The organism is Verrucomicrobium sp. BvORR034 (assembly GCF_000739635.1).
Lineage (GTDB): Bacteria > Verrucomicrobiota > Verrucomicrobiia > Verrucomicrobiales > Verrucomicrobiaceae > Verrucomicrobium.
In genome coordinates this window covers 86,895-103,995 of record NZ_BATQ01000085.1, presented here as the reverse complement: position 1 = coordinate 103,995, position 17,101 = coordinate 86,895, and the positions used below count along the sequence as shown (strand labels likewise).

15 protein-coding genes are annotated in these 17,101 nt (G+C 59.9%); 4 read left to right on the top strand and 11 right to left on the bottom strand.

Translation table 11 applies throughout. The features are described from left to right. Positions 1–99: 99 nt before the first annotated feature. The 3 genes from murC to BV034_RS14905 all read right to left on the bottom strand — a co-directional run bounded on the left by murC (position 100) and on the right by BV034_RS14905 (position 3,812). On the bottom strand, positions 100–2,412 hold the full coding sequence (murC, locus tag BV034_RS14915; RefSeq protein WP_050027798.1) for a UDP-N-acetylmuramate--L-alanine ligase: 2,313 nt from the start codon (positions 2,410–2,412) through the stop codon (positions 100–102). 333 nt (positions 2,413–2,745) lie between these two features. Then, on the bottom strand, positions 2,746–3,456 hold the full coding sequence (locus BV034_RS14910) for an MOSC domain-containing protein (RefSeq protein WP_050027797.1): 711 nt from the start codon (positions 3,454–3,456) through the stop codon (positions 2,746–2,748). Further along, on the bottom strand, positions 3,453–3,812 hold the full coding sequence (locus tag BV034_RS14905) for a helix-turn-helix domain-containing protein (protein ID WP_050027796.1): 360 nt from the start codon (positions 3,810–3,812) through the stop codon (positions 3,453–3,455). The genes BV034_RS14910 and BV034_RS14905 overlap by 4 nt, the downstream gene beginning before the upstream one ends. A 191-nt stretch (positions 3,813–4,003) precedes the next feature. Between BV034_RS14905 and BV034_RS14900 the strand changes: the two genes are divergently transcribed. After that, positions 4,004–4,240: a thioredoxin family protein gene (locus tag BV034_RS14900; RefSeq protein WP_038169476.1), complete on the top strand. Its 237-nt coding sequence runs from the start codon at positions 4,004–4,006 to the stop codon at positions 4,238–4,240. A 71-nt stretch (positions 4,241–4,311) separates the two neighbouring features. On the opposite strand, the gene BV034_RS14895 is transcribed toward BV034_RS14900, so the two are convergent. From BV034_RS14895 to BV034_RS14860, 8 genes are all read right to left on the bottom strand, one after another. Then, positions 4,312–4,566, bottom strand: a complete 255-nt coding sequence (locus BV034_RS14895) for a hypothetical protein (RefSeq protein ID WP_265593024.1) — start codon at positions 4,564–4,566, stop codon at positions 4,312–4,314. 61 nt (positions 4,567–4,627) lie between these two features. Then, complete coding sequence (locus BV034_RS14890; protein WP_050027794.1) at positions 4,628–6,802, bottom strand: multicopper oxidase domain-containing protein; 2,175 nt, start codon at positions 6,800–6,802, stop codon at positions 4,628–4,630. A 134-nt stretch (positions 6,803–6,936) separates the two neighbouring features. Then, on the bottom strand, positions 6,937–7,335 hold the full coding sequence (locus BV034_RS14885; RefSeq protein WP_050027793.1) for a hypothetical protein: 399 nt from the start codon (positions 7,333–7,335) through the stop codon (positions 6,937–6,939). Positions 7,336–7,402: 67 nt separating this feature from the next. Next, on the bottom strand, positions 7,403–9,472 hold the full coding sequence (locus tag BV034_RS14880; protein WP_050027792.1) for a cell division protein FtsZ: 2,070 nt from the start codon (positions 9,470–9,472) through the stop codon (positions 7,403–7,405). A gap of 183 nt (positions 9,473–9,655) precedes the next feature. Further along, a complete protein-coding gene (ftsA, locus tag BV034_RS14875) occupies positions 9,656–10,873 on the bottom strand; it encodes a cell division protein FtsA (RefSeq protein WP_009962556.1) in 1,218 nt (405 codons plus the stop codon). A gap of 41 nt (positions 10,874–10,914) precedes the next feature. Then, complete coding sequence (locus BV034_RS14870) at positions 10,915–11,928, bottom strand: FtsQ-type POTRA domain-containing protein (protein ID WP_050027791.1); 1,014 nt, start codon at positions 11,926–11,928, stop codon at positions 10,915–10,917. 19 nt (positions 11,929–11,947) lie between these two features. Further along, positions 11,948–12,871: a D-alanine--D-alanine ligase gene (locus BV034_RS14865; RefSeq protein WP_050027790.1), complete on the bottom strand. Its 924-nt coding sequence runs from the start codon at positions 12,869–12,871 to the stop codon at positions 11,948–11,950. A 192-nt stretch (positions 12,872–13,063) separates the two neighbouring features. Continuing rightward, complete coding sequence (locus BV034_RS14860) at positions 13,064–14,392, bottom strand: MFS transporter (protein ID WP_050027789.1); 1,329 nt, start codon at positions 14,390–14,392, stop codon at positions 13,064–13,066. A 257-nt stretch (positions 14,393–14,649) separates the two neighbouring features. Here BV034_RS14860 and BV034_RS14855 point away from each other — a divergent pair, with 257 nt between their 5' ends. The 3 genes from BV034_RS14855 to BV034_RS14845 all read left to right on the top strand — a co-directional run bounded on the left by BV034_RS14855 (position 14,650) and on the right by BV034_RS14845 (position 16,991). Next, complete coding sequence (locus tag BV034_RS14855) at positions 14,650–15,402, top strand: DNA alkylation repair protein (RefSeq protein WP_265593023.1); 753 nt, start codon at positions 14,650–14,652, stop codon at positions 15,400–15,402. A gap of 103 nt (positions 15,403–15,505) precedes the next feature. Further along, the gene (locus BV034_RS14850; protein WP_050027788.1) at positions 15,506–16,042 is read left to right on the top strand and encodes a hypothetical protein; all 537 of its coding nucleotides are present in this window, start codon (positions 15,506–15,508) and stop codon (positions 16,040–16,042) included. Between the two features lie 43 nt (positions 16,043–16,085). Then, the gene (locus BV034_RS14845; protein WP_050027787.1) at positions 16,086–16,991 is read left to right on the top strand and encodes an ADP-ribosylglycohydrolase family protein; all 906 of its coding nucleotides are present in this window, start codon (positions 16,086–16,088) and stop codon (positions 16,989–16,991) included. Positions 16,992–17,101 lie beyond the last annotated feature (110 nt).

Sequence of the window (17,101 nt, the reverse complement as noted above, 5' to 3'; positions counted from 1 at the left end):
TCGGTGAAATGAGATTCCACCCCGCCACTAGCAGGTTGATTGCCAAGCGGCACCACGGGTTGCAAAACCGTATTGAACACCACCCCTGATGCCATGCGGTTACAGCGGGATGGGTTCCTCTTCACCAATGATCTGGACCTCAGTCTCCAGCATGATGCCCCGCTCCTGTAGCGCCACCTGCTTGATGTCGGCGATGAGATCCTGCACCTCCCGGGCTGTGCCACCACCGGAGTTCAGGATGAAGTTCCCATGCACATCTGAGACGATGGCCTTGCCAAACGAGCGCCCCTTGAGGCCGAGCTCGTCCACCAGCTTGCCCGCAGGCACCGGTCCCGGATTCTTGAAGATGCAGCCTGCACTGGCCCCGATGGGCTGCGATCCCCGGCGCTTCTGATGAGAGGCCGCCAGCTTCTCGTCAATCTCCGCAGCTTCCGCGGGCCGTCCTTGCAGCACCGCGCTCACGGCGAAGTGCCGGTCCAGCTCCGGAACACTCCGGTACTGATGGTCGATCTCATGCTTCATCTTCTCGCGAAGCTCTCCATTGCCATCCAGGAAACGGACGCTCACCACCTGGTCAAAGGTCTGCAGGCCCATGGCCCCGGCGTTCATGCGCAGGGCTCCGCCGAGGTTGCCGGGGATGCCTTCCATCCATTCGAACCCACCCAACCCCGCTGCGCGGGCGGCGCTGGCGATCTTCTTGAGACGGACGCCGGTGGCGGCAAAGATGAAATTGCCTTCGACACGTACTTCATCGAACTCACCCTTGCTCGGGTGCAGGACCGCCCCTTTGATGCCGCCATCACGCACGAGCAGGTTCGAGCCCCGGCCAATGACACGAATCGGAATCAACGCGGCACGCAGTGCCTTCACCACCTCGGCAAAACCCTGGATGGTCATGGGTTCGATCCAATACTGCGCAGGCCCTCCCAGACGGATGGTGGTGTGGTTGGCCATCGGCTCATAGAGCTTCACCGTACCGCCGCCTTCACGATTGAGCACCGTGGTGAGTTGCTCGGCCACCTTCAGGTCCTTGGCCAGGGCACTGCCCACTTCATGCACGTTTCCCGCTCCCAGGGTGATGAGGAGATCTCCAGGGCGCAGCTTGCTGCCAATGAGATCGCGGGCGTCCAGAAGCTTGGGCGTGCTATGGCACTCCACTCCAGGGGCCTGGAGCTTCACCTCTTCGAGAATGGTTTCGCCAGACACACCGGGCAGCGGTTTCTCACTGGCTGCGTACACATCCGTCACGCAGAGCACATCCACATCGTTAAAGGCACCGCCGAACTCCTGCTTCAGGAGCTGCGTGCGGGAGTAGCGGTGCGGCTGAAAGAGGCAGACGATGCGCTTGGGATTGAGCGCCTTCGCCGTGGCCAGCGTGGCTTTGATCTCCGTGGGATGGTGACCGTAGTCGTCGATGATCTGGTAGTGAGCCCCGGAGTACTTGACCTCAAAACGCCGACGAGCTCCGCGAAAGGACTCCAGGGCCTGCTTGATGCTGGCAAACGGCACCCCGACGCTGATGGCGAGGCTGATGGCAGCCAGTGAGTTCAAAACATTGTGCCGCCCAGGAATGCCCAAAAGCACCTCCCCGATGAGCTCCCCTTTCTGGAAAACCTCATAGCGGGTCTGAGCCGGGCGCAGTTCCAGGATGTTCGCCGAGAATTCGTGCTCACGGCTCCAGCCATAGCTGATGCCGTTCTTCCGACCCTGGCAGAGTTCCGTGGCTACGGGATCCTCCGCGCAATACACGCTGTAACCGCTGGTCTTCTCAAGGAGCTGGCGGAAGACGAGCTTGATCTCATTGAGATCCTCATAGTAGTCGAGGTGCTCAGCCTCGATGTTCAGAATGATGGCATGCCGCGGCTCAAATTTCACGAGGGTGCCGTCGCTTTCATCCCCTTCTGCCACGAAAAGCTCGCCGGCTTCATCCCAGTGGGCATTGCTCCCCAGAATGGGAATCTCTGCCCCGACATAGTGCGAGGGCTTGGCCCCGCCCACCCGCAGCACGTGGGCCGCCATGGAGGACGTGGTTGTCTTCCCGTGGGTACCGGCCACCACCACGCCGTGCTTGCGCGCCATGATGGCGGCGAGAGCCTCCGCCCGGCGGACGAGCGGGATGCCGTGTCGATAGGCTGCTTCATATGCAGGATTACCCGGCTTCACTGCGCTGGAGTAGATGACCATGTCCGCCCCCTCCACCTCGCGCTCGCTCTGCGGGCAATGGAAGATGAGCCCTTTCTTCTCCATCCGCTCTGTTTCCAGAGTCGTCACCTTGTCCGAGCCGCTGACCTTGTGCCCGAGCTCCATGAGCAACAGGGCGAGTCCGCTCATGCCAGAGCCCGCCACCCCAATGAGGTGCACGTGCATCTTGTGGCGACCTTCCTTCAACAAACTGACGACGGCGTGATTCATGCTTAGTGCCGTGCATTACAATGGAATGCCCGAATGACAAAGAGCAAAAATCACGGGCGGGGTGGCGGGATGTTGGACGCATTCCCGAAGCTTCCCAGCCGCGTCGCCCCAAGCTCAGCGGGGACCGCACGCATCCTGCGTACCGTTCTCGGCATCTTGCCGGGAACTCAGGAAGGGCGTTCGTGGTGGGTGAGCAACCGTCAGCCTTGCACGCATGGCTGTCCTACGCGCACTCAAACCCCTCATCCCCCCCCCGGAAGGGCCTTCTGCAAGATGCAGAAGGCAGCACGCAAGATGCGTGCGCTCCCCAAGCTTCCTTCGCTGAAAGCCTCCTCACCCCTCCAGCCTCGCCGTACGACGGGCCGCTTCCCCTGCCCCTCCTGCACCGGCTGATTGCGCCCGCCGCCAGAGATTGTCCTTCCAACTGCCGGACAAAGCGGGACACTCCGCGAGCTGTCGGGCGCTTTCCGCATCCTGCCGCTGGTGGTGCATGATCTCGTTGCATCGTTGCACAGTCCACTGTGGCCAGGGACGATCCTTCAACTCCAGCTCATTCCCGGCCGCGACATGTCCGTGCCGCAGCACCCGGAAGTAAAATCCCGTGTACCCCGTGCGCTCCACCTGCGCGCTCAGGTCTTTCACCCTCCAGCGGCGGGCCAGTTTCCAGCACGGCTGCCGCGGTTGGGACACCTGGACCATGGCCTCTCCGAGTTGGTACACATCGCCCACTGACACTCCCGATTCCAACAGTCCGCTGGTGGTCAAGTTTTCGCCAAAAGCTCCGTGAGGAAGGTCCAAATCTGGCAACACTTCCTGCCAGTAGAGGTAGTGCTCCACGGGATACACGCAGACGGCTTTTTCCACCCCACCGTGGTGCTTACGGTCCGCCTGCTCATCCCCGCTGAATCCCTCGTACCCCAGCCAGACGGATCCCGACTGCGAAGCCTTCACAAACCCGGACCGCCAGTCCTTGTCCCACCACTCGCCCGTTCCCGTCGCCGTGATGTCACGCGCTGCTCCGGTGTGTAGAGACAGGACCTTCATGCTCCGCCCTCCTGTCCGTCCAAACTGGCCTGATGCTCCCCATTGAGCACGCGCAACTGCCCTAGGATCTCTGCCAGCCGAACGCCAGAGGGACTCAGGTGATACTCCACATGCGCGGGCAGACCGGCGCTCTCCTCGCGGGTGATGAGCCCGTAGGCCAGCAATTTGCGCAGCCGTTCATTGAGCACCTTGGTGGAGATGCCGGGAATGTAACGCTCCAGGGCACCGGGTCGGTGCACCCCTTGGGAAAGGGCGGCGACAACACCTGCGCTCCATTTGCATCCCACCACGTCCTCCAGACTGTGGTAGGCCGAACGCTCGCTCAAAGTGAGAAACTTTTTGGGCTTGGCAGGCATGATGAGGTTTCATCACCATGGCAGATGAGCCTCCGGGTGTCATGCAGGTACTTTTCGGTACCCTCCCTCCCAAATAGTGCCCCCTCGCGGGTCTGGCGCAGGAGTCGTTTCCTCTACAAGCGCCGATCATCCACCCAGTGGAACCGGTGAAGCCAAATCAAAACAAGCCAACTCTAACAACGACTACTGCCATGAAATCCAAAGCCATTTTCTTCCACGCCGGTTGCCCTGTCTGCGTTGCCGCAGAACAAACCGTCGCCCAGGCCCTTGATCCCTCTCGCTATGATGTGGAGGTGGTGCATCTGGGCGAAGCCAAAGGTAGGATCCCCGAGGCTGAGCAGGCTGGCGTGCAATCCGTGCCTGCTCTCGTGCTGTCCGGTCAGCCGTTCCACATCAACTTCGGAGCGGCTCTGTCGGACCTCAAGTAGTCAATCGACGGTCCCGGGTGCCAGCCGAAGGTCCGGCTGGCACCAAAGGAGTCAGTTCTCAACAGCCCAACTTACTTGAGCTTGCCAAGATACTTGGCAGGGGCCTTGTCGAACTTCTTCACACAAGGCTTGCAGCAGAATTTCACCTCTTGCCCTTCATGGGACTTGGTGACGACCTTCCCCATGCTGCCCAGTTCATTGCCACTGACGATGCATTCCTTGGACGGATACGGTTTCACAGGAGCCGCAGAAGCCGCAGGCACGCCCACGGTCAAAGCCAGAGCCACCGCTGCGAGGGTACTGATCAGGGTCATCTTCGTTTTCATAATATTAGGGTTCTTTCTGTTCTGTTAGGTTTGTGTGGTGTTTTAGGGAGGGTGTTCACCCTCAAAATCGAATTTGCAGCCCGCCGCCCAGGCCGTACTCGGAGTGGTACTGGCCGATGAGGGAAAATTCCTTGGTCAGGGTGTAGTCCACCCCTGCCGTCCATTCCCACTCGGTGTTGGTGTCGTACTGCACCTCGCCAAAGGCTCCAAGACGGGAAGTCACCTGGAAGCGTTTCGCCAGGGCGAGCCGGAAGTCACCCTCGCTGTCCACACTGGCACTGGCCCAGATAATCAGCGGCAGGCGATAGTTCACACCGGCAACCGCACGGTTTTCCGCATCCTCATCATTGGTGAGGCGGGCGCCGACGAAGACCTGCCAGTCAGGTGAGAGATAGCGCTGGTAGAGGGCCTCGATCTCATACTCGGTGTCATCCACATCTTGCCAGCCCACCTCCCAGCCGAGGATCAAGTCATTCCTGGCATTCATGAGGGTGATGTTCCCCTCGCTCATGTGCGACTGGGCCGAGGCTGCGCCGAAGAGGAACCACATATCGTGAGCATGCTCTCCCAGGCTCCCACCATGGTGACCACTGGAAGATCCGGCAGCTGCCGAGGAGGCTGTGTGAGAGGCATGAACCATCTGAGGCTCTGCGGGACTGCCGTCGGCAGGGTTAACAGGCTTGTCATAGCTGAACACCCGGGCCATGCCGGACATCATGTGATAGAGGATGTGGCAGTGGAACATCCAGTCCTTTTCCTCATTGGCCTCGAACTCGACTGTGCGACGGCTCATGGGCGGCACATCCACCGTGTGCTTGAGCGGTGAACGCTGGCCCTGCCCGTTGATCAACCGCACAAAGTGCCCGTGCAGGTGAATGGGGTGATGCATCATCGTGTCATTCACCAGCTCAAGCTGGATCACCTCGCCATGATGCAGGCGCACATAGGGATCCTCCGCCATGGTCTTGTCGTCGAAGGACCAGACATACCGGGTCATGTCGCCCGTCAGTCGCATCGTGATCTTGCGCTGTGGCCGCCCCGTGGGCAGCGTGGTGTCCTCCACGGCCTTCAGCAACCGGTAGGGTGAGCCGGGACGGGGCAGGTTCAAGGAAGCACGTGGATCGTCCTCCTGCTCCTCCAGCGTCAGGCTCAGCATCTCATCCATGGTGTACACGTTCGGCCGGGGTGGGTCGGTCGCGGGATGTTCCTCCCCCGCCCCCATGTAGGCAGAGGCGTGACCGGTCCCATCCTGGGCGGTGGCCCGCAATTCCCAACGACCCGATTTGGGGATGGTGATGATCACGTCATAGGTCTCGGCGATCGCGATGAAGAGACGGTCCACCTTCACTGGCTGCACGGCGGGACCGTCCGCAGCCACAATCGTCATGGGCCCGGTGGAAGACGTCACATAGAAGTAGCTGGCCGCCGCCGCATTGATCAAACGCAGTCTCACCCGCTCGCCAGGACGGCCTTCGATCTGCGACTCCTTCCGGCCATTGATCAAGAAGGCGTCGTAGCCCACATCGGACACGTCCATGGGGCTCATGCGCCCCCATTCCCGCTCCCAGTATTCCTTCGATGCACCATGCTGCCATGCGCCGACGATGGACTGGGCATTGCCGCGCTTGAGCGCGTAGTAGTCACTGCCACGCGCCAGGGTGCGATGCACTTCTTCGGGCTTCTCATTGGTCCAGTCAGAGAGGACCAAGACCTGGTCCCGATCCACCTTCTCCCGCTCGCCTCCTTTGGGGGTGACGACGATGGAGCCAATCACGCCGATCTGCTCCTGCAGATGCGTGTGCGAATGGTACCAGTACGTCCCGGCATGCCGGAGTTGAAACTCAAAGGTATGGGTGGTGCCGGGCTTGATGGGAGGCGTGGTGATGTGGGGCACACCGTCCTGCTCATTGGGCAGCAACAGGCCATGCCAGTGAGTGGAGGTCTCCTCCTTCTTCAGCTGATTGTGGACACGAATGCGGGCCCACTCGCCTTCACGAAATCGCAGGGTCGGTCCTGGGAGGGAGCCGTTGATCATCAGGGCACGCACGGACTTGCCGGCGGGACTGACCTTTTGTTCAGTGATGTAGAGGTCGTACTCGACCACCTTGTCAGTCGCCAGAGGGCGGGCCGACTTGCAGGAATCGCACAGGGCGGCGAGCGGCGCGGCCTGCAGGCTGGAGGAAAGGAACACGGCTGCGCCAAGGCACGCCGCCAGACGACGGGAGAAAGAGAACATGAGTTGAATCTGAGTTGAGTTGCGTTGCGCGAGATTTCGCGAGGCACGCTGTAGGTGGGGGGAGGCTCCCACACGTCCCTGAACACGCCATCAAGGCGGAGCGAGGGCACAATCCATCCTTGGAGGAGGACAACTCAGATCAAAAAGGCGCAATGCAGCACCTGAACGGGCACCGCATAAAGAGGCTTCACCACCTCCATACGGCCCGCTTCCACCGGATGAAACTCACGCGGTGACTGGCTCAGCCAGAGATCGGCCAACGCCATGTAGAGCCACACCGACTGCTGGGATGCAAGATCCCGGCTGGAAGATGCAGGCACCACCGGAGCTTGGGCCGGAGGCTGACTTTCCTGCGAACTCTGCAGGCAGGCACATCCGGTCGTTTGAAGCGAAGGCTCAGCGCTGGCCACAGAGACACAGCACTCATGCGGACACTGCTGGGCAGGGGCCGCTTTCTCGCAGGCTCCGGCTACAACAGACCCTGCCTGCGTGAGCAGGAACAGGAGCAGTAGGGCCAGAGCGCGAAGATTCATTTCAACAAGACAAGATACGCTACAAATGAGAGATCTCCACTGCCGAAATGTTCAATTTTGGGCAATTCTATCGCTTGAGCTTTTGACGCATCCGCATCCAGGTCGGGACGTCGAGGTCCTCCCCTTCCACGATCGTTTTGTCCGTACCCTTGAATCGGGCGACTTCTTCCTGGCTCAAGTCAAAGGTGCTCTGCTTGAAGTCCGAGCCGGGCTTGCCAGGACCTCCGGGGGCCGCCTGCTGAGGGGCCGCTGCGACCACGGCAGAAGCGACCGCTGTGGCAGCACTCTCAGGACGCGACGGAGCCTGGTTGGCATATTTGTCAGACCAATGACCGCCGGGAGTGTCAGGATAGTTCGCCGGAGCACTGTCCCCATCGTCTTCTTCATCTTCGATGATGGAGAAAATGGAGGACTTGGCAGGAGCCGGTGCGGGTGCTGGAGCCTCGACAGGAGCCTGGGGCTGCGGCTGGTAGAACTGTTCCTCTGCGCGGAGCACGTCTTCATTCTCCTCAGCCGGCACTTCGGCAGGAGCGGAGTAGTTGACTTGAGGCTCAGGTGCCTGGGCCTCCACCTCTTCTTCATCCGGCATGTCGTCCGCGATAAAGAAGGATGACTTGATCGGCTCGGCTTGGGGCTGAGGCTGCGGAGCCTGTTGCGGCTGCGAAACGACTACAGGTGCGGGCGCAGGTGCCGATGCCAGATTCTGGACCGGGGCAGGTGCGGGCGCATCCATGAAGAACAGATCAGGCTCAACCACAGCAGGAGACTCTAGTTGGAAGAGCTGAGGTTCAGGCTGGGGAGCTGGCTGTGGGGCCGGTGCCTGAACCTGCACCGGTGCTGTGAAAACGGGTTGAGGAGCCAACTCTGCCACGGGTGCAGGCGCGGGTGCCTGGACCGGCGCAGGTGTCGGCGCTGCAGCCACTGCCGTCTGAACAACAGGCTGCGGAGCATGACCATTCTGGCCATTCTGCCCGTTCTGATAGTAAACAGGTTCAGCGGCCTGCACCGGCACAGGCGCGGCTACCGGAGCTGGTTGCGGCTGGGGCTGCGGAGCAACGTAAGTCTCAGCCACGGGCACTTCCACCGCAGGAAGCGCGGGCAGAGACTCCACAGGAGCGGAGCGCTCGGTGCGCCCCAGCACGGAGTCCGGCGACATCTCATACACACTCAGCGAGCTGACGAGCGTGACAGAGATCATGTCGCCCAGCTTGGGCTCCACGGCAAGGCCGAACATGATCTGCGTATCCTCGGGCACATACTTGCCGAGTTGTTTCATCAAACTTTCCACCTCGGCCAGCGTCAGGCTCTCGCCGCCTGCCACATGCACGAGCAGGTTGCGCGCGTTCTGCAGCAGCATGCCCTGGTTCACCAGCGGGCTCTTGAGCGCACGCTTGAGGGCATCTGCCACGCGGTTCGTACCACGCGCTTCACCGAAGCCAAACAAGCAGCGGGAGTTGGGACCACGCAGCGCCGTAAGGAGGTCTGCAATGCCCATGCGGACGATGCCGGGCTGCATGACCATGGTGGCGATCGCACGCACGCTGTGACCGATCAACTGATCCGCCTGGCTGAAGGCCTTTTGAATGCCTTCCTTGGGCAGCGTGAGCTCGCCCATGCGGTTGTTCTCAAAGAGAATGAGTGCATCGGCCACCTGGCCCAGATGCTCCAGCGCCACCTCGGCCTGCTGGATGCGACGGCGCCCCTCAAAGGAGAACGGCATCGTGGCAAACACAAACACCATGGCCCCGATTTCCTTGGCAACCTCTGCCACCACGGGAGCTGCACCAGAACCGGTGCCACCGCCGAGACCGCAACAAACAAAAACCATGTCATGCCCCTGCAACGCGGCGCGGATCTGCTCGCGCGTGTCGATCGCCGCCGCGTAGCCGTTCTCCGGATCACCGCCGCTACCAATGCCGCGCATGCGCTCGGAGCCGAGCTGAATCTTCACCGGCGTCATCGCATGACCCAGCACCCGCACATCGGTATGCATGGAGACCAGCGTTGCATCCATCATCCGATCCAGCGAGATGCGGTCCAGGACGTTCAAGCCGCCGCCACCCACGCCAGCCACACAGATCTTCATGCGCATACTGGGAGCCAGTTCGCGTTCGTCAGTGCGTTCAAATTCTACCATAAGCCGGAGTGGTTAAAAATTGGGTTGGAAAACGGGGTTATGGGCCGTGATTACATAAACCACAAACCGGGCAAAACTCCAAGACGAATCGAGTCTGGAAAGAAAGTTGAATCCCAGCAGGTTAAGCAGGGATACTATTTTAAAAATACCGGGCCTAATTCCACGCCCCCAAGGAGCAATTTCTTAAATAGTCCAGGTGCTGAACACCTCCGCCATCCGGCGGCCCAGTTTTGCCAGAGGTGAGAGCCAGGGTTTTTCTGCATCCATGAGCTGCGCGTACCGGATCAAACCGATCGGAGCCGAGTAGCAGGGATTTTCATAGGTGGCGGTGACTCCACCCATCTGGGACGAACCCGCACGGGTGACGCGAACGCCAAAGATCTCCTTCGCAACGTGCTCGATGCCACGCATCATGCTCACGCCGCCTGTGAGATACACACCCGCGCCGAGGCGGCCGACGTGCTCCTCACACCGGTCACGAATCTGACCCAGAATCTCCTGCGTGCGCAGGCTGATGACTTCATTCAGCAAGGCGCGCTCCACCTCGCCGACGAACATGCCGTTCTCATCCTCCACACGGATCATCTCGCCAGGGGCCACGTCTTCATAGACAGCACTCCCCTCCTCCACCTTCAGACGCTCTGCACGACCGTGCGGGATCTGGAAGCAAAGGGAGATGTCGTTGGTGATATGATCACCACCCAATGGCACACACCCAGAGGCGGTAAGCATGCCATCGATGTAGAGAACGTAGTCGGCAGTGCCGCCGCCAAAGTCGATCATGAGAGCCCCATGCTGCTTGGCCTCTTTATTAAGCACAACCTGGGCAGCCGCGAGAGGCAGGAACACCACGTCCTCCACCTCCAGCGGGATCTGGCGGACAAGGCGGATGGAATTCTGAACGCGACTGCGCACGCCGTGAATGATGTGAAACTCAGCCTCAAGCTTCTCTGCGGGACGCCCGATCAAGGAGCGCACCTGCTCCTGACCGTCCACGCTGTACTTGCGCGCAATGCGATGCAGAAACACGTGATTCTGAGCGATATCCACATTGCAGGCGATCTCGCGAACATCCTCAAGGTCATCCTCAGTGATGGTGTTCTGATCGGAGGGCAGGCGGTACACGCCAGCGTGGTTCAAGCTCTCAATGTGCGTGCCACTCACACCAAGGAAGACGTTGCGGATCATCACATCACTGCGGTCTTCCGCCCGCAGAAGGGCGTCATTGAGGCAGGTCTGGGCGATGTCAAAATCCGTGATCTCGCCTTTGCGAATGCCACGGGCAGGAGCCTGACCTACGCCCAGAATCTTGATGGCACCGTCCTTCTTCACCTCGCCGACAACGACGCAGATCTTGGACGTGCCGATCTCTAGTCCTGCATAGATGGTGCTCTTGGCCATGGTGGTGAACGTGTTGAGGTTGTAGGAAATGATCTTGGGTGTTATTGCGCCCGGGCGAGTGTACGTCGTCCGGCGGGAGTGCGCTTGGCGGGAGTGGAAGGAGGCTCAGGTGCGAGATTCTCTGGAGCAATCGCCGTTCCACGAAGGGTCACGGGCACGTTTTGGGCAACCAGCAGGTCAACGGTGGCAAGCTGCCATTTCTGACGTTCCGATTCTGCAAGAACTCGGTCGAATCGGGCAAGCTCTTTTTCCATGCCGTCCACTGGGAGGGTGACATGGATGCGGGAATCATAGGTAACTCCTAGCACATGAGCGCGGGTCGCGTCCACCCACTTCACGCCCAGCGTGCGGGAGGCAAGGGTGTTGTCATGCATCTTCAGCATCGTGAGCGCGGCGAGTGCAGGAGCGGATTCAATTTTCTGCCCGGGCACCAGACGATGGACACGACCTACGCGAATAACGGGCAGCTTGCGACGAGATTCTGTCAGCTCCCCACTAGGAATCACGACTCCTTCTGCATCCAGCAGGCAGCCATAGCCGGAGACCTTGGCCTCCAACTTCTGCTCAGGAGACTCCAGCCATGCCACAGGGTGACGCTGTTCGACGTCCAGGAACATCATCCCGGGATAACCACGGGTGACTTTAGCGCTGCGCACCTGAGGCATGGCCTCGAGACGCTCCTTCACCTGGACGAGCGAAATGCCCAGCATGTTCATGCCTTCATGCAGCCCGGTGGCAGTGACGATCTGCGATGGCGTGATCTCGCCATCCGTCACCACAGAGAAGTGCTGCAGATGGAAGCGGGAGTTGTCCACGAACGCCTCCTTGACCACGATCTTGCCGGCGCTGAAAATGCCCATGGCAGCTAGCAGACCCACGGCCAGCTTGAAACCCAGGCGCGCCGTCTTGCGGCGGGATTCGCGGCGTGTGGCAGCCGTCTCTGGATTCAATTCCAGACGATGCACTTCCAGTCGCACCACCTTGCGGCGGCGACGGAACGCGTAATTACCTTTCGCCGCCCCAGGCTTGCGTCGGGTGTTTTTGGCAAAGAACATGTTGATGAGAAGTCGGTGGTTAGCCTGCCCTCCGCACCTCAAGCGATAGCTCGATAATGCGCTCCATCAATTGCGGAAACTCCAGCCCGGCCACGCGTGCGGCCTTGGGCAAAAGACTGCTGACAGTCATACCGGGGATGGTGTTGATCTCCAGAACGAACGGCTGACCGTCCTTCCGCAGCATCACATCCACGCGACCGTACACTTCCACGCCCACCGCTTTCATCGCGGCCAGCGCAGCTTCCTGAACCCGTTGGGTTGTCTCGATGTCCAGATCTGCGGGGCAATGGTAGTTGGTCTTGCCCGTGCCTGACATCCACGGATATTTGTTGTTGATGTCATAGAACCCGCTCACAGGCTCGATGTGAATGATGGGCAGTGCTTCGCCACCAATCACCCCCACGGTGAGTTCCTTGCCATCCACAAATTCTTCCACCAGCGTGTCTGCGCCGTACTGCTTCGCATCGGCCAGCGCTGCGGCGAGCTCTTCATCCGTGTGCACGATGTGCACGCCCACACTGGAGCCTTCGCGCGGCGGCTTCACCACCACGGGGAGAGAGAGGCGCAGCTGATCCACACCATCGAGCTTGAGGATCTGGCTTTGCGGCGTGGGCACCCCACCAGCCACAAATTTGTCCTTGCTGAGATTTTTATCGAAGGCCACGCGGCTGGTCTCCACACCGGCACCGGTGTAGGCCACACCCTGCTTCTCCAGGATGGCCTGCAATTCGCCATCTTCGCCGAAGGTGCCGTGAATCATATTCACCGCAACCACCACATCGCCAGGCACCGTGAAGTCGGTGGAGGTCACATCAATTTCAACCACCTCTGCCCCAAGGGATTTCAACGCCTCAACCACACTCTCGGCAGACTTCAGCGACACTGCCCTCTCAGAGCCTGGTCCGCCTTTCAAGACTGCGATTTTGTGATTTGCTAGAGCCATGGGAATCGCGCCGGTCAGTATTGTGGGTTAAATGCTGGGAATTATGGTCCGAGTGTAAAGCCAGCACGTTAAAAATCAAGATATTCTAACTAATTTAGGACACTCATTTTTGGCTCGCAGGCCCACGCAGATACCATATATCCTCATTTGAACAGTGGTGCAACACAACCCCTAGGGGGTCACTGCTGACACTCAGAATTGCGAGTCCGATGGAGCTTGGACTTTGGAAGGTCGCAACCGCCACTTTCTGATGAGCGAATAGGCCAGCAAAGTCGCCCCAAAATACCATGGCCACCATGTGAGCGCTGCTCCAAACACTTGAGGTGCTTCATTGGGCAGCTGGAGGCGTCCCGCCAGCCACGCCGTCTGCCAGCCAAAGAGCAGGGTCACCGCGCCGTAAGCCAGGTTGATGGTCATACCCTTGAAGCTCAGAACGGTTGCCCGATGAGACGACGGCGTGACCTCATTCAAATAGTGCGACTGGAAGAACTGGAGGAACCGGATGGCCAGGATCAACGGAGCCAGCGCCAGGACTCCCCACCACCCCGGGATCTGAATGGCCAAGACGACCAAGCCCCAGAGGGCCATGGCAATGACGACGCCGAAGTTGAAGGCCGAGGAGCGATGCTTGACCAACCACTCCATCCAGCTCGTGGTGAAGAAGGCGGCCACGGAGCCTGCCACAGAGATGACACCAAACGACGCCTCGGCGATCCCAATGAGCCGGTAGTAGTTGCTGGAAACGGTGAGAAACAACCGGATGGTGCTGTCCAGAAGGAAGCCCAACACCACCAGGAGGAAGGGCTCAGGGGTGCGCCAGATCCACGCCCCCGCATGTTGAATGCCTTGCCAGCTCTCTCGTACCGTGGCCCAGAAGGGCTCTTTGGCCCGATTGGAAGCCGGCTCTTTCATCGCCAGAGTGACGGCCAGGCAAGCCACAGCGGTAAAGACGCACAGGTACACGGGAAACTTGATGGTATCCGCCTTGGCCAGCACGCCCTCCCCTGCCCCCAACCAGGCAAGAAGCCGGTTCATCTGGTGGACGTCATAGACATAGGCACCCAATAGAGAGGTCACGATGAATCCCAGGGCCATCCACCGGCTCAGCCTGCCGATGACCGCCGGCCAGACCGTTGACCGGTCCTTTTCGGGAATGCTGTCATAGGCCAGCGCCTCATCTGCCCCACTGGAGAACGCCTCCGCCGCACCGCTGAGCACCCGGTTGACGGCAAAGACCCAGAAGACCCACGGCCCACCTACCGGCAGCAGGGCGAACACTGTCATCTCCACCACCATGAGCACTGCCGACAGCACCACCAGATTGCGCCGGCCAATGATGTCCGCCATCGCCCCGCTTGGCACCTCCAGCAGCACGATGCTCAAAGCCCAAATCACGTTCAGGGCTGCGAACTGCGAAAGGTTCAGCCCGAAATCGAGGAACAAGATGGTGTACACCGGGTAGTAAAACCGGCAGTTGAACAACAGGCGGAACCAGACAAAAAGCGCGGCGTTGCGGGGCATGGAGCAGGTGGGGCGGAATCGGCAGCGGAAACGTGAACTCTGGAAGCTCTTACGCCTGATCGTGCCGCGCGCACCATGAATGTTCCGTCGCATTCCCCTACGGGAAGGTTTGCGATCCCGTCCCCCAGCATTCTTGAGGACAAAAACCAGCTGGTTAAGTAATATGGTTTTGTCCGCCCCCCTGCCGATCTCAAAACACCGATGCCTACCATCCGACAGTTTGCCTGGATCACGGCGCCCCTCCTCCTCAAAGGAGAATGGATCAGGCCCTCACCTCCCAAACTCGTCTCAGCCTCACCATGAATGCCGCACAGGTCCTCGAGGAGTTGAAGCCTCTCGGAAAGGAGAGCTACAAACGCACGCTGATGAAGAACCATGGCGTGAAGGAGCCCTGCTATGGGGTGGCGATATCCGAACTGCAAAAGATCCGCAAGCGCATCAAGAAAGACTACCAGCTCGCCAAGGAGCTCTACGACACCGGCAACTACGACGCGATGTATCTGGCTGGCCTCATCGCCGATGATGCCGCCATGACCAAAGAGGATCTGCAACACTGGGCGGAGCAGGCTTATGGAGGAGGACTGCATGGCACGACGGTGCCGTCCGTAGCCGCTGGCAGTCCTCACGGGCATGCACTGGCATTGCAATGGATCGAATCCCCGCAGCCTCTTATTGCCGCCGCAGGTTGGGCCACCCTAAGCGCGATGGTTTCAATCACCCCGGATACCCAATTGGACCTCGATGAATTGAGGTCGCTGCTCAAACGGGTGGAGAGAGAGATTCATGAAGCACCCGATTTGCCGCGCTATCAGATGAACCAGTTTGTCATCGCCGTGGGCAGCTTCGTCGCCCCGCTCAAGGACACCGCCCTCCGCCATGCCGAAGCCATCGGCCCGGTCAGCGCTGATTTAGGAAACAATCAGTGCCAGGTGTTCTCCGCTCCTGACTACATCCGCAAGGTGGAAGCGCGGGGAGCGATCGGGAAAAAGAGGAAGAGTGCGAAGTGTTGATTCCGTCCCGCCGCTCCTGAATTTCACCCAATACACCGCCACCTCATCGTTGCCGATCACCTTCCCCCACCTCTTCACTGCGCCGCCAACAAGAACAACCACCATGAAACAACATCTATTTGTCTTTTGCCTGGCTCTCGCGTCGCTTGCACTGCTCTCCAGCTGTTGCTGCAACTACAACCCCTCTCAAGTCCCCTACCCGGTGGTGACCCGGCTCGCTCCCGGACAGAAGCTTGATCTCAATTTTCAGTCCTCAAGCCGCTACCACTATCTGGTCTATGATCTGACCATCACTCCTCGCCGCGGAGGTTACCGCGTGACGGGAGTGGAGCGTTCCCCTTCCCGCACCGTCACAGACACCAAAGTGATCTTCAACCACAAGCCCCTCCTACCGGTGGACCTGACCCACGAAGACGGCGCCAGGCTGGACCGTCTGTTCGAATACTACCGCAGCATCTCCTGTGGAGGATGCCTCACCGTTGACTCCACCCACGTGACCATCAGATCCGGCTCCCGGACGCTCTATCAGGAATACTTCATGGACAATTCGTGCGACCCCTGCGACAACCTTTACATGCCCGAGCTCCTGTCCATCCCGGCCATTGTCTACAGCATGAGGCCGGAGAATCCACTGCGATAGGAGTGCCGGGAATTGAAGTCACCTACGGTTACCAAGAATCAAGATGACTCGGAATCACAACGAACGCCTTGCCACAGCACGCGAAGTTCTGGATGGATTGTCCGTTGGGGATGCGTTGGGCGAAGCCTTCTCCTACCAGCACTATCGGGTGAGAGAGATAACCGACTTCTCCTTCTATCGTGATGGATCCGTCATCTACACAGATGATACGGAGATGGCCCTTGGCATCTACGACATCTTGAGCCTCATGAAGGGCATCGATGAAGATACTGTTGCATGGGCCTTCACCGCGAGATTCCGTCGCGACCCTGACCGGGGCTATGGCAAGATGGCCCGTCGGATCCTCAACGAGCTTGCCGACGGCTCGGGGTGGAGGGACGTGTCCCCCAAGGCTTTCGGGGGAGGATCGTTCGGCAATGGGGCTGCCATGAGAGCAGGCCCTTTGGGAGGCTATTATGCCGATGATTTGCCAGAACTTGTCCAAGCAGCAGCCAAATCCGCTCGAGTCACCCACTTTCACCCGGAAGGGATCGCGGGGGCTATCGCTGTAGCGGCGGCCACGGCCGCAGCGTACAACGCCCGAGGCGAAACGGAACCGGAGGCCGTCGAAAGAGTCTGGCAGACAGTTCTAGATCTCACACCCGAGGGAGAGGTCCGGCGCAAAGTCCGCCTGGCACGTGAGATGAAGGACGCCACAGCAGACACCGTGGCCCGTGAACTGGGCTGCGGCTATGAGATCTCTGCACAGGACACCGTGCCGTTCTGCCTCTGGAATGCCTGTCGGAACTTGGGAGATTACAAAGAGGCGATCTTGAGCACTGTCGAAGTGGGTGGCGACTGCGATACCAACGCGGCCATCGTAGGAAGTTTGGCGGCAGCCTACTCAGGTGCAGCGAGCATTCCAAGTGAGTGGCTCAGGATCAGGGAAACGTTGAAGTTTAAGGTGTAGCGGGAGACACCCGACAGGCATCGGCCTTCGACAATGGAAGGTTCCACCTTTCTCAACCAATAGGACACTTGCTCCACCTGGCGACGTCCCGACGCGTCGGGATGGAGTGC